This is a genomic window from Alkaliflexus imshenetskii DSM 15055, assembly GCF_000517065.1.
Taxonomy (GTDB): domain Bacteria; phylum Bacteroidota; class Bacteroidia; order Bacteroidales; family Marinilabiliaceae; genus Alkaliflexus; species Alkaliflexus imshenetskii.
In genome coordinates this window covers 511,014-523,534 of record NZ_KI912105.1, presented here as the reverse complement: position 1 = coordinate 523,534, position 12,521 = coordinate 511,014, and the positions used below count along the sequence as shown (strand labels likewise).

Sequence of the window (12,521 nt, the reverse complement as noted above, 5' to 3'; positions counted from 1 at the left end):
GCGGTACACGACATCCAAACACATTCTGATGTATGTGAAACGCTGGCTCGATGCGCCGATACAAAAGCGGGATGGAAGCATCGAACCCAAGCAAGGCAAAGGCACGCCACAAGGGGGTGTAATATCTCCCTTGTTGGCAAATATATTTTTGCATTTTGCCTTTGACACATGGTTCGAGGAAACTTTTCCCGACTGTGCCTATGAACGTTATGCCGATGATATTATCATCCATTGCAAGCATTTCAAAGAGGCCTTAAATGTATTGGCAGCGGTAAAACAACGGATGCAACGGTGTAAACTGGAAATCAAGCAGGAGAAATCCAATATTGTTTACTGTAAGCGCAATCAGAAAAACCACCCCCCATTTAAGCCCAAATATGTCCAATTTGACTTTTTGGGCTTTACCTTTAAGCCAAGATGGATAAAGGATAAGGGGCGAAAAGCCCATTTAAGCTTTACCCCGGCTATAAGTAACAAACGGCGAAAGCGTATAGGTCAAACCCTGTATAAGTTGAAAATTCACCGCATGGTGCAATTCTCTATACATGACATTGCCATACTGCTTGAGCCCAAGATACGAGGCTGGATAAATTACTATGGGAAGTTCAGGTTTTCCGAGATGCGCAAGGTTTTCAGGGTTCTAAATTATCGTCTTATGATGTGGGTAAGGAACAAATACCGAAGGTTCAGGAAGAAAATCAAAACACATGCTTTTAGATGGCTGTGCAATGTAGCCAGACAGTATCCTAACACGTTTGTGCATTGGCAGTATGGTTTTCGTCCATAGCGACTTGGGCGGGAAGAGCCGTATGACGGGAGACTGTCACGTACGGTTCTGTGAGAGGTTTAGGGGTGAGATTCCCCTTTACCTACTCGACTTCATTTTTCTCGTTATTTTTCTTTCATTTTTGCTGCATCTTTTCTGTTTGCCGTGCGTTGGGGTAGGCAAGCTCTTTTGCAGGTTTTGGTCTTAGCGTTGGCACGTGCGACCTGCAAATGTGCTTGACTACGATGCGTGGGCTATAAAATACTATTCATATGGTCAATATCTTGTTTATTGAAATCCCATTTGATTACTTGAATTCGTCTATTTGGTTTAAATTCTAAAACATCTTTCCTGTTATATGTTTGTAATAACTTTGTTAATGTAGTACCCATACCTTGAGGACTTAAAAGAATTGCATAAATAGGAAGAGCGATACTTGAGTACCCTATTAATTGAGAAAGATTTATTAGCGAAAGTGTTGTGTTCTTGCATTCCACAAAAACTAATTCTACTCTGTCCGCATACTCAATAAAACCAGTAATGTCCTGACGAATTTGAAATGTAGTAAATTCAGGAAAAAACTTTTGATAACTGAGTTTCATAATGAAATTGCTCAGGTCGCTATCATGAGTGTCAAGCACCTGAATTTTATTTGCTTTCTTTCCGAACTTTTGCTTCAAGTCGTTGTCCAACCACTTGATAATGTCAGGATACATTTCTATTTCGTTTTTATACATATTCAATCCTTTTGTAAGTAGCAACCTAAACACTTACAAATTGCTTTGTATCCGTTAAAATGTTGCCCGTTTATTTCTAAAGGTAATTTCTCGTGTGTTTCGTGAGGATGACTATCTTTTGATTTTTCTCTGCTTGCAATACCTGTACATAACGCTTGCTTTCTTGTAAAATTTGATTTATTATATTCAACGAGTTCGGCAAGTGCTTCATTTTTATGAGAAATATAAAATCCAATGTTCTCAAAATCTTCTGCGTAGATTTTTATTTGATGTTCTTTTGCCCAACTCGTACCTTTTCCACCTCTGATATTTGGATGTCCGTATCCAATGTATTGTATGGCAACATTTAATGATTGTGTAAGTTGACAAATTTGTGGTGGTAAAAACCAATTCTTGTTAGAAATTTCAATATACACGCGATGCCTACCAGACTGGTCAACATTTGATTTACGTACAAAACCCGTTACATCTGCTATACCTCGTAAAAATTCCTTTTTATTTGCATCAGTTGTCTCAAATATTGGTTCAGGTATAAGAAAGTCGTGAAAACTAAATCTTGTTCCGTTAATTAAGAACTTGATAAATAGCCATGCGATGTCTTCTTTTATCCAAGTAAGAACGAGTGAAATTTTATCACCCGTGATTTTTTGAACATTAATACCCATCTGTTGTAAACGATAAACAACTGGGTCAAGCGAAGTTTGGATGTGCAATCTTTGGTCAAAAACTTTTGTAATTGCTTTTGATTCAAGAGTTTTATACTCAAAGTCAATTATGATTTTTCTTACATCGCTATTGTATTGAATCTCACCATGCCCCGTGATAAGTCCAAGTAAGTAGGAAATATCAGAAGTAAGAAAATTTGAAATCTTATTTTTTTCCATTATTAATTTTGTCCTAATTTATAACCGTTTTGAAAAAGTTGCCAGATAAATGAATTGTTGTTAATCCTTTTATCGTATTGTTCGTAACCGTGACGACTGTTGTTTTTTGCAAGTGCTTGTAACGGTGCTGGAATATTATTATCCGACACAAAATATATTCTTAATTCAATCCCCCACTTATCTTGAGGCGCTGCATTTGCAGACCAAACATAGTAAGGAAGAGTAGATGAGTTTGCTGGAACAGCTAAACCTGTATATGAAGTATATTTTGTATCAAAACGAACTTTGTCTTTATGTCTCATTTCAGCTTCAATCCAAACTGTGTTTTTCCGTACATCTAGATAAGCAAGGCACTGTTGAAATTCTTGTGGTGTCATTTGATTTCTAGTTTTCTAAAAATTAATAGATATTCGTGAACTTTGTTCACTATAAACTTAAAAGGGTAACCTAATGGTCTCATATTGTTATATTCGGGTTGTCTATCCCAAATAATTATGTCCTCAAAAGAAAAGCCAACTTCTTGTGCTATTCGGGCAGTATCAATGTGTAATGGAAAAAATTTATCTTTTTTACGCAAATCCATAACATTTACAATGAAATAACCTTTTGGTTTCAATACATTGTAAACCTCTCCACAAACCAGTTTCAGTGAACTAACAAATTCATTATAATCTTCAATATTTCCTAAATCTTCTTTACTGTCAGAATAGTTTGTGTTTTTTTTCAAATCAGCAGTTCGCTGTCTGTTTAGTATATCCCAATACGGGGGCGATGTTACACATAAATCAATAGAATTTGATTCTAATTTTTCTGAAAGTTTTCTAGAGTCACTTACAAAATATTTATCTTCCAAACCATACAAAGGAATGTTATATGAGTTGCTAGCTCTTTTAATGAATTGTTTTTTGTATTCTGAACTCAAATCAAAACCTATTACATCTTTTTCTTTCTTTAAGCCTGCAATTAGTGTAGTCCCTGAACCTGCGAAGCAGTCTAGAATTTTACCACCATTTGGCTTACAAAATGTATCTATCAATTTTGAAACTAACTTTATTGTGAAAATTGCAGGATGATTTAGTTTTTTTTCTTCCTCTGTCTTACCTAGGTCGCGCCAAATACTAAACGAATTTTGTAACCACTCTTTACCAGTTAAGTTATTTGTTTTATTTACAGTTTTTTTTGGTTGAACTAAAAATAAATGTTCAAATGTAAGTTGTGGGTCTTCCACTGTTTGATTAATACTTTTATATCTTTTATGATTTTCAGTGAAAGTTTCTACAGTTCCTATTCTTCCTAATGTTTGTTCAATTGCAGTTTGAGGAATTACTCCCTCGTTATTATAACTTAGAACAATGTATTGCGATTTAGAAGAATTCAAAATCAAATCTTCGAGTGCGTTTAATGCAGTTGTTTTTGAGCAATATTTTGATTTCTGATGGTCGTAATTTCTCATCCCCGTTTCACCATAAATCTCTGGTTTGGTTTTAAACCAACCTTCAGCAATGAGTTCCAAAATAAAATAGTTTGATGCGTATTGTCTGCTATTATATGGCGGGTCAAGATATAAGATGTCAGAATGAATTTCCTTTATTAACTCATTAGCATCACGTTTGTATGCTTTATTTTTGTTTTTACTTGGTATTATATCTACTGGCTCAAGTATGAGAGGATTCAATGCTCTTTTATCCCAAGTTTTCAAATATGCTCCATATGTTCCAGAAACATTGCTTGTTAAATTAACCCCGCGAAGCAACGATGTAATAAGATAATAATACTCTAGTTCAGAAATTTTCTTTTCTTCTTTCCATTCTTCAATTAAATAACGAAAGGTATCTATTCGTAAAGCATTTTCATCAGTAAAATACTGCCTACCACCATTCGGTGAATAGTTCTCAAACATAAACCCTTCTTTGCGTGTTTTAAGTTTGTTTAAATAGTCAAACAAATTTTCATTCCCGTTCTTGAGTTTAAGATGTGATTTTAACTTTGTGAATTGTGGTTCTTCATTTAGTTCAATGTAGGTTTTCGCAAGAGCATATGAAAATTCCAAAGTATCATTTGAAATTACGGTATATCCGAGTTTTTTAAAGTGTTTGCCTACAGCGGAAGTTCCAGCAAACAGGTCTACAAAATTTGAAGTTCCATTTACGCCAGTCTTTTTTACAATACTTTCAATAAATGGAAGTAGCTTGGTTTTTGCTCCGTAATATCTCATTTTACTTTATTCTGTTTGGTTAAGTATTTAATTTCCACTTCTGCTGCAATCAAAATATCCTTTGCGTATTTTTCATCTGCAAGTTGATAAGCTAACTGTTTGCTCAAAAATCTAACAACAAGTTCTTTCTCGTCCACTTTGAAAGTCTCAGCAATGATTGGCAACATTTGTCTACTTACTGGTCGCTCTCCTCGTTCCAGTTTGCTAAGTGTGCTTTGGTCAATGTCGAGCAAGGCAGCAAGTTTCCTTAATGGCATTTTTGCTTGTTCTCTTAACTGTCTGATAAAGTCACCTAAATTTTCTGTTTGCATCTTGAAATATGTTTCTTGACAATTTTGTCAAAAATACTCAAATAAAGAAATCATTAATCTAAATTATCTGAAAAGTTTTCAACAAATTTTCACTGTCAAGAGGGGTGGCAAAATGAAGGCTCTTTTGGCTTTGCGAAGCGTTGGCTTTAGTGTCGGGCAAAGACAAATGTGCCTGAATGTGCGGTGGTTTTCCGTTTACTTTCTTGTCTTTATGCAGCAAAAAATTCATTCTTATTCTGTCGTCTGTTTCGGTCTTTACAATGAACGCTAACGGATGGGTATATGAAACGTTTGGCATTTCAAAGCGATTTCCTATCAAACCGTTGCAAAGTTTATTAAATGTACTGCCTTTACAATTAGCACTATCCGCCAAATGTTTTATATACCGTGTTGTATGCTGGGCTGTGTGTCCTGTCGTTACTCAGGGATACAATTTAAGAAATGTTCTTTGAATTTGAGTAACATAACTGCAATCAAGATGAGAGGGTATTGGAGTTTTTACTTCGATATGGTCTCTCGGCAAAGGCCTTGCAGGAGGATTTGCCAAACCACCATGAGGTGCTGCCTTTTCAAGAGGACGGTACTGAGCGTCATGGAAACGGTAAAGGGGTCAGTTGTACGACCGACTTTATCAGGTATAGACTACTGGAGACGAATGAGTAGCGATTGAACCATCGTAGAGGTGTCGTGAATAACTACACTATTGGTCAAAAGCAGGTGTTCGGACGTGTGCTTGCGACAAGGATATCAAATTACCTGTATTATAGGATGTCTGGCCAATCGGCATAAAGATGGCGTGAACTTTAGTCTGGGCTTGATTACGGAACAGGAGAAGCTACTCAGCTGATGTTAAGGGAGAAGGCTCACAATCCACTCGAAGGAAAAGGCCAAGAGTACCAATGCAGCAGAGCTAGTGGCGGATGGAGCGTAGTAGTGCTGAAGCTTCTGTAATGGGAGTGGAGCGAAGGTCTCCACCTGTCCGGTTTCAAATTGTATTACAACTTATAATCGAAAGGATTATTTAGAATGATTTTCAAGGAGAAACAAAAGTCGCAACCGATAAGTAAGCGACAGGCATGGGACGCCTTTAAGGCGGTAAAGAGTAATGACGGCAGCGCTGGTGTCGACAATATCGAAATTGTCGAAATCGAGCGGCATCCGGGGAAATATTTGTATCCCTTATGGAACCGTATGTCTAGCGGCAGTTATATGCCTGTGCCAGTTCGTGAGGTACTTATCAACAAAGTAGACGGTAGTAAACGAGCACTGGGCATCCCCACTGTATTAGACCGTGTAGCACAGGAGGTCATCCGTCAGGAACTAGAGAAAATTGTAGAACCGTACTTCAGTGCCAACTCGTTTGGGTATCGTCCCAAAAAGAGCCAGCACATGGCGGTAGCTCAATGTCAGGCCAACTGCCAAAAGTATAACTGGGCAATTGACCTTGATATCAAAGGTTTCTTCGACAACATTGACCATCGGCTACTTATCAGGGCAGTTAAGCGGTACACGACATCCAAACACATTCTGATGTATGTGAAACGCTGGCTCGATGCGCCGATACAAAAGCGGGATGGAAGCATCGAACCCAAGCAAGGCAAAGGCACGCCACAAGGGGGTGTAATATCTCCCTTGTTGGCAAATATATTTTTGCATTTTGCCTTTGACACATGGTTCGAGGAAACTTTTCCCGACTGTGCCTATGAACGTTATGCCGATGATATTATCATCCATTGCAAGCATTTCAAAGAGGCCTTAAATGTATTGGCAGCGGTAAAACAACGGATGCAACGGTGTAAACTGGAAATCAAGCAGGAGAAATCCAATATTGTTTACTGTAAGCGCAATCAGAAAAACCACCCCCCATTTAAGCCCAAATATGTCCAATTTGACTTTTTGGGCTTTACCTTTAAGCCAAGATGGATAAAGGATAAGGGGCGAAAAGCCCATTTAAGCTTTACCCCGGCTATAAGTAACAAACGGCGAAAGCGTATAGGTCAAACCCTGTATAAGTTGAAAATTCACCGCATGGTGCAATTCTCTATACATGACATTGCCATACTGCTTGAGCCCAAGATACGAGGCTGGATAAATTACTATGGGAAGTTCAGGTTTTCCGAGATGCGCAAGGTTTTCAGGGTTCTAAATTATCGTCTTATGATGTGGGTAAGGAACAAATACCGAAGGTTCAGGAAGAAAATCAAAACACATGCTTTTAGATGGCTGTGCAATGTTGCCAGGCATTATCCTAATACGTTTGTGCATTGGCAATATGGTTTTCGTCCATAGCGACTTGGGCGGGAAGAGCCGTATGACGGGAGACTGTCACGTACGGTTCTGTGAGAGGTTTAGGGGTGAGATTCCCCTTTACCTACTCGACTTTATTCAAATAATCCATTCATCTCTATAAATACCTTTTCAAAATTGTCAAGTGTTTGAGGTGTGAAATTTGACTTGTCATTACTTACTTTTACAAGTTCATTGGCAGGTCTATAATGATTAAATCTTTCCACTCCTAAATGTTTATTTATTTGAATTATTATTTGATTAATGCCTGAGTTTAAATCAGACAATTCAATATTTTTGTGTTCGTGAAATGCAGAATTGAAGAGTTTTAAATAATCTTCTTTTGAAAATAAGTCTTCTAAATCAGCCTTATTATGCGAGTCTAAAAATTCATCAAAAAATCTAATCTTATTTTTTTGAATTATTTTTTCTGAAATCATATTGTCCATTTTTGCTTTACCTTTTGCATCTGTGTAAGAATCAAGGAGACAAGCCATTTCTAGCTTTGAACCTCTAAGCAGTGAAATGAAAGTTGCAACTTTCTCTAAACCACCAGTTGGAACAATAGTTATATCTGAGCGGAGACCAATCCTATTCTCTGCTTCAAGAATCCCAGAGATTGCAGTTAATATAATTAAGTCAGAAACCCCCTCTACTAAAAGATTTTTCTTGCTCACGAATAGATTTTGAGCAATATCATAACCTAATGCGGCTTGTAGTGGGAAAAGTGTATTTGGGTCTTTTTCTTGAATGCTGTCAGAAACGATTGACCCTTTCTCCGTTTCTAATACTGTTCTTACTCTATTTAATTTTTCTGATGAAATCATAAATGGAGAGTGTGTGGTAAACACAATTTGATAATCTGCCGATAAATCTTCCAAAAACCTTAATAAATCAGCCTGTGCTGAAGCGTGAAGATTTAAACCTGGTTCATCAAGCAATAGAATATAATTTGAACTATTGTCTTCTTGAATTTTCTTAAACCAAACAAGAAATGAGAAAAACCAATTAAATCCTTTACTTCTGTTTTTAAGTGGGAGTGAGACCCCTTTGCTTTTTACGCGAATGTCTAAGATGTGCTCAACTATTCTCTTATTATTTTGAGGGTCGGTTTCCTCTTTCTTATCTATTTGGAAAGTAATGTGGAGATTTTGATTTGTTTTCCAATATTTGAATAATTCGCCAGAAATAATTGCTTCAGTTGCTTCCAATTCTGCAATAAAATCTTCGAAGTCAGTAGCTTTTAATAATTCAGCGGTGTTTATATCTGCCAATTCAAATAATGCCTTTGCTGTTTTATATTCATTGTCTTCTAATTTATTCTGCTGAAGCTTTTCAATACTAATTCTTGAAGGCAAAAGAAAATATTCATCGTAGTATAAGAATTTTGGAAGATTTTTATCCAAATAAGTACGAGCAATGTATTCTTCAATTGGATTATCAAATGACCATTTAAATTCAAAGTATTTTTTTAATTCCTTAAAGCTCTCAACATAATTTTCATCTTTGTAGGATTTAGATAATTCTTCAAATTCTTTCAGCGATTTTATTTTACCCAGTTTCTCACTAGTGGCATTACTAGCAATATTTAGTTCTTTAGTTTTAAATTCAATGAACTTATTAAAATCAGCTGAAAGTTTCCCAAATGTTCTGTTGCTATTACTGAATTTTGTCGTTATTGAAAATTCCTTAGATTTTAATACGCCTTTTCCGATATCCTCTGATATTTCTTCAAGAAGCCACTCGGGAATTTCATACGTGCAAGTTATCGCTTTTGGGTTTTCTCCACTTTTGTCGATTTTCTTTTTTTCTTTTCTCGGATAGTCATGAGTTAGGTTAAACTTGAAAAGTTCATCATCTTGAAAATAATTGGTTTTGGCAATTGCTTCTAAAGCTGATGTTTTTCCTGATTCATTCATTCCAACAAGAATTGTTATGTCTTTATCCAAATCAAATTTCTGGTTTGTTTCGAATGACTTGTACTTGTGAATTTCTACATTTATTAGTTTCATATATGGTTATGTTTATTTGTTTTCAAGCCGAACCATAAACGAATATAAGCGGTTCGGCTTTCAAGTTCATCGTAATTCAATTATAGGTCTTGTTTCAGCTCTATGTCGTTCTTTTGTCCCTTCTATTGGAAATGAGAACCAATATCTCTCAACAGGGTCTTCATCAGCAACAATATGAAGTAAGTTCGAAATAAAATACGAAAATGATAAATCAGTTAAGTTATATCTTATGTAGCAACGTCCTTGATATTCTGGAATAGGGTCAAGCCCAATTGTGTTTTCCCAATATCTAATAAATTTATTTGGTCCAAGTGAGATGTGATTTACAACTCCGTTAGAGATTCTTAAAGCTTCGTCAATTCTTTCATTTGAAAAATCTTGCTCGTAATCATATGAGAATATTCCAATGAATTTCTTTTTGTGTTCTCCGATTGGATTGAATGTCTCAAAGTCACGTAACCTATTTATTTTACTTACGATATTATTAAGAGCATTGTCTTGGTCATTGCCATAATTAATAACTTTCGTTTTTACTTCAATTACTGCTCTAACAGCGTTTTCAGTTATGATAACAAAATCTCCTTCTCTAAAAATTACGGGTGATTTGTCTTCGTAAATAATAATGTCAAGTTGGCTAGAAATTTGTCCATTTCGTCCAAATTGATGGTCCGAGTTTCCGATTATAAAACCTGTCCCAATTTTAAGGTTTGACGGTAAAAATTGAGAAATTGTCTTTCTTAAGATAGCTTCTTTAAATCTTCCAACTTCTCCCCAATTGGCATTGCCAATCAAAAACTCAACTCTGTCTTTTGTCAAAGTCAATTCTCTTGTTATTGATTTTTGAAAGTTTTTAATGTTTTGTCTTGACATAATATTTCTTTTTGGTGTGGTCTTTTAAGCTGACCGCTAACGGTCACATATATGAAATGTTGGGGTTTGCGGGCGTCATCACTGTCTACCGTTACAAAAGTTGGTGCGGGGCAGAATGTTTCGCATAAACACCTAAACTCCAATATTTTATATATGATGTTGGCAGCTGCCGCTTATTCAAACTTTTTAATCTTCCCATTGTCGTTTAGCCTAAATTCACTTTTAGTAACCGTCAATAAATCTGAATCAGGTATTTCGTTACTGCCGTCTTCATTAATCTCTCTTGTTAAAAAGCTGTCAATCAAGCTAATTGTTTTATTTGGATAAATTGTCACAAAGTTTGACCGATAGTAACCCATATCAAAGCCTACAGACTGGTAAAGAACAAATGAATCAAGTTGATTTCCATTTTTGTCAATAGTAATTAATATTGGAGACCCAAAGTCGTCTGGTATATACCCGACTATTGTTACAAAATTATTCGATTCAAATATTTTCCCTAAAACTGTAAAATAATTTTTGTCTTTAAGGTCTTTTAGTATTTGATTATTTGGTAAATCGAATGGTTTCTGTTGAATGTCACCATTTGAGTTAAATACAATTGGGGTTATAATGGTTGGTAGATTGTCACGAAGGTCTGAAAAATCAACATTTTCATTTTGTCTTTGTCCGTTACAGCTAATTATGAGAATTAGTCCAAATAGCTTAAGTAATTTCATTGTCGTTTTCATTAGTATTAACGGTTCTGTTTATATAATGATGGGATTGCAGGTTTCATGATTTTGCTTTTATAAATGGTGATGCGGGTTAAATAGATTCAAGTAACCACTATAATTTCATCATGTTAATTATCATATGGGTAGTTTCCTTTTATTTATTTGTCTTTATGCCATATAATTCAAAACATTCTTCCATTAACGGCGAGGTCAATTCCTTTAATTGTTCTAATGTCATTTTATCTTGTTCCCATGATTCTTTAAGTGTATATTTTTCTGTATACTTATTAACAAAGCAACTTACGATTAAATCCGCTGAGTCAGGATTCATATTCTTCAAGAAATAGGAACTGTTTATTACCTGATTTTTCATAGCTTCTTTCTGGGATTGTGTCCAGTTTTCAGGTTTGTTATTTGAATTTGGCATAATAATCAGATAAACACCAATTGTCAAAACAATGATGCCAGCAATCTTAAAGAAATTTCCAAATCTTTTTCTCCAGACATTCATTCTTTCTTCATCTACACTATTTTTTGTTTTTAGTTTAATAACGTCAAATCCAATCAGAGTGATTAGAAGGCCACTCAGTAACATGCATAGGGCTAAAATTAAATCAATAGTATAGGTCATCATTGTTTAGTATTTATTTAAGTATCTGCCAACAATAAAGGTTATTAATAATGCTATCAGTCCAGTAAATATAAGAATCCAATAGTTTATTTCACCGTATTTTAATCTTAATAAAATTGCAGTCAAAAACACTCCAATAATTAAACTTATAATTATTAAAATCCATTGCTTTTTTTCAAATAACTTCATGATTATTAGGGATTTTCTTGCGGTTGCTGCCAACGGTTGCGTATATGAAACGTTGGGGTTTGCGGGCGTCATCATTGTCTACCGTTGCAAAAGTTCGAGCGGGGCAGAATGTTTCTCGCAAACACTTAACCCCCAATGTTTTATATACGATGTTGAACTAAATCCGTGTGTCCTGTCGTTACTCAGGGATACAATTTAAGAAATGTTCTTTGAATTTGAGTAACATAACTGCAATCAAGATGAGAGGGTATTGGAGTTTTTACTTCGATATGGTCTCTCGGCAAAGGCCTTGCAGGAGGATTTGCCAAACCACCATGAGGTGCTGCCTTTTCAAGAGGACGGTACTGAGCGTCATGGAAACGGTAAAGGGGTCAGTTGTACGACCGACTTTATCAGGTATAGACTACTGGAGACGAATGAGTAGCGATTGAACCATCGTAGAGGTGTCGTGAATAACTACACTATTGGTCAAAAGCAGGTGTTCGGATGTGTGCTTGCGACAAGGATATCAAATTACCTGTATTATAGGATGTCTGGCCAATCGGCATAAAGATGGCGTGAACTTTAGTCTGGGACTTAGATTACGGAACAGGAGAAGCTACTCAGCTGATGTTAAGGGAGAAGGCTCACAATCCACTCGAAGGAAAAGGCCAAGAGTACCAATGCAGCAGAGCTAGTGGCGGATGGAGCGTAGTAGTGCTGAAGCTTCTGTAATGGGAGAGGAGCGAAGGTCTCCACCTGTCCGGTTTCAAATTGTATTACAACTTATAATCGAAAGGATTATTTAGAATGATTTTCAAGGAGAAACAAAAGTCGCAACCGATAAGTAAGCGACAGGCATGGGACGCCTTTAAGGCGGTAAAGAGTAATGACGGCAGCGCTGGTGTCGACAATATCGAAATTG

13 protein-coding genes are annotated in these 12,521 nt (G+C 36.0%); 4 read left to right on the top strand and 9 right to left on the bottom strand.

Annotation, left to right across the window (positions count from 1 at the left end; all coding sequences use genetic code 11):
* Nucleotides 1-787: reverse transcriptase domain-containing protein (locus ALKIM_RS17355; protein ID WP_044117694.1), on the top strand; the 787-nt coding region annotated here is incomplete at its 5' end.
* 233 nt (nt 788-1,020) lie between these two features.
* On the opposite strand, the gene ALKIM_RS0102330 is transcribed toward ALKIM_RS17355, so the two are convergent.
* From ALKIM_RS0102330 to ALKIM_RS0102305, 5 genes are read right to left on the bottom strand one after another with little or no spacing between them, the layout of a single operon-like run.
* Nucleotides 1,021-1,503, bottom strand: a complete 483-nt coding sequence (locus tag ALKIM_RS0102330; protein WP_026473244.1) for a hypothetical protein — start codon at nt 1,501-1,503, stop codon at nt 1,021-1,023.
* A gap of 2 nt (nt 1,504-1,505) precedes the next feature.
* On the bottom strand, nt 1,506-2,387 hold the full coding sequence (locus ALKIM_RS19070) for a hypothetical protein (RefSeq protein ID WP_026473243.1): 882 nt from the start codon (nt 2,385-2,387) through the stop codon (nt 1,506-1,508).
* Between the two features lie 2 nt (nt 2,388-2,389).
* Nucleotides 2,390-2,764 carry a hypothetical protein gene (locus ALKIM_RS0102320; RefSeq protein ID WP_026473242.1) on the bottom strand — a complete coding sequence of 125 codons (375 nt, stop codon included), beginning with the start codon at nt 2,762-2,764 and terminating at the stop codon, nt 2,390-2,392.
* Nucleotides 2,761-4,602, bottom strand: a complete 1,842-nt coding sequence (locus tag ALKIM_RS19495) for a DNA adenine methylase (protein ID WP_084555775.1) — start codon at nt 4,600-4,602, stop codon at nt 2,761-2,763. The genes ALKIM_RS0102320 and ALKIM_RS19495 overlap by 4 nt, the downstream gene beginning before the upstream one ends.
* A complete protein-coding gene (locus tag ALKIM_RS0102305; RefSeq protein WP_026473241.1) occupies nt 4,599-4,913 on the bottom strand; it encodes a helix-turn-helix domain-containing protein in 315 nt (104 codons plus the stop codon). The genes ALKIM_RS19495 and ALKIM_RS0102305 overlap by 4 nt, the downstream gene beginning before the upstream one ends.
* A 489-nt stretch (nt 4,914-5,402) precedes the next feature.
* Between ALKIM_RS0102305 and ALKIM_RS19775 the strand changes: the two genes are divergently transcribed.
* Nucleotides 5,403-5,576 carry a hypothetical protein gene (locus ALKIM_RS19775; protein WP_157363697.1) on the top strand — a complete coding sequence of 58 codons (174 nt, stop codon included), beginning with the start codon at nt 5,403-5,405 and terminating at the stop codon, nt 5,574-5,576.
* A gap of 363 nt (nt 5,577-5,939) precedes the next feature.
* Nucleotides 5,940-7,202, top strand: coding sequence for a group II intron reverse transcriptase/maturase (ltrA, locus tag ALKIM_RS0102295; protein ID WP_026473240.1), 1,263 nt, complete (start codon nt 5,940-5,942; stop codon nt 7,200-7,202).
* 92 nt (nt 7,203-7,294) lie between these two features.
* Here the strand turns inward: ltrA and ALKIM_RS0102290 are convergent, their stop codons facing one another.
* From ALKIM_RS0102290 to ALKIM_RS0102275, 4 genes are all read right to left on the bottom strand, one after another.
* Nucleotides 7,295-9,211, bottom strand: coding sequence for an ATP-dependent nuclease (locus ALKIM_RS0102290; RefSeq protein ID WP_026473239.1), 1,917 nt, complete (start codon nt 9,209-9,211; stop codon nt 7,295-7,297).
* A 66-nt stretch (nt 9,212-9,277) separates the two neighbouring features.
* Nucleotides 9,278-10,081, bottom strand: coding sequence for a DUF6602 domain-containing protein (locus ALKIM_RS0102285; RefSeq protein ID WP_026473238.1), 804 nt, complete (start codon nt 10,079-10,081; stop codon nt 9,278-9,280).
* Nucleotides 10,082-10,254: 173 nt separating this feature from the next.
* A complete protein-coding gene (locus ALKIM_RS0102280; protein WP_157363727.1) occupies nt 10,255-10,800 on the bottom strand; it encodes a hypothetical protein in 546 nt (181 codons plus the stop codon).
* 151 nt (nt 10,801-10,951) lie between these two features.
* Nucleotides 10,952-11,431 carry a hypothetical protein gene (locus ALKIM_RS0102275; protein ID WP_026473236.1) on the bottom strand — a complete coding sequence of 160 codons (480 nt, stop codon included), beginning with the start codon at nt 11,429-11,431 and terminating at the stop codon, nt 10,952-10,954.
* 436 nt (nt 11,432-11,867) lie between these two features.
* On the opposite strand from ALKIM_RS0102275, the gene ALKIM_RS19770 reads away from it, so the two are divergent.
* The gene (locus ALKIM_RS19770) at nt 11,868-12,041 is read left to right on the top strand and encodes a hypothetical protein (protein WP_157363697.1); all 174 of its coding nucleotides are present in this window, start codon (nt 11,868-11,870) and stop codon (nt 12,039-12,041) included.
* Nucleotides 12,042-12,521 lie beyond the last annotated feature (480 nt).

Excerpts from the sequence above, each read along its gene's own strand:
- ALKIM_RS0102330 (WP_026473244.1), bottom strand. The coding sequence starts at position 1,503 with ATGTATAAAAACGAAATAGAAATGTATCCTGACATTATCAAGTGGTTG.
- ALKIM_RS0102285 (WP_026473238.1), bottom strand. The coding sequence starts at position 10,081 with ATGTCAAGACAAAACATTAAAAACTTTCAAAAATCAATAACAAGAGAA.
- ALKIM_RS0102320 (WP_026473242.1), bottom strand. The coding sequence starts at position 2,764 with ATGACACCACAAGAATTTCAACAGTGCCTTGCTTATCTAGATGTACGG.
- ALKIM_RS0102305 (WP_026473241.1), bottom strand. The coding sequence starts at position 4,913 with ATGCAAACAGAAAATTTAGGTGACTTTATCAGACAGTTAAGAGAACAA.
- ALKIM_RS0102275 (WP_026473236.1), bottom strand. The coding sequence starts at position 11,431 with ATGATGACCTATACTATTGATTTAATTTTAGCCCTATGCATGTTACTG.
- ALKIM_RS0102280 (WP_157363727.1), bottom strand. The coding sequence starts at position 10,800 with ATGAAATTACTTAAGCTATTTGGACTAATTCTCATAATTAGCTGTAAC.
- ALKIM_RS19495 (WP_084555775.1), bottom strand. The coding sequence starts at position 4,602 with ATGAGATATTACGGAGCAAAAACCAAGCTACTTCCATTTATTGAAAGT.
- ltrA (WP_026473240.1), top strand. The coding sequence starts at position 5,940 with ATGATTTTCAAGGAGAAACAAAAGTCGCAACCGATAAGTAAGCGACAG.
- ALKIM_RS0102290 (WP_026473239.1), bottom strand. The coding sequence starts at position 9,211 with ATGAAACTAATAAATGTAGAAATTCACAAGTACAAGTCATTCGAAACA.
- ALKIM_RS19070 (WP_026473243.1), bottom strand. The coding sequence starts at position 2,387 with ATGGAAAAAAATAAGATTTCAAATTTTCTTACTTCTGATATTTCCTAC.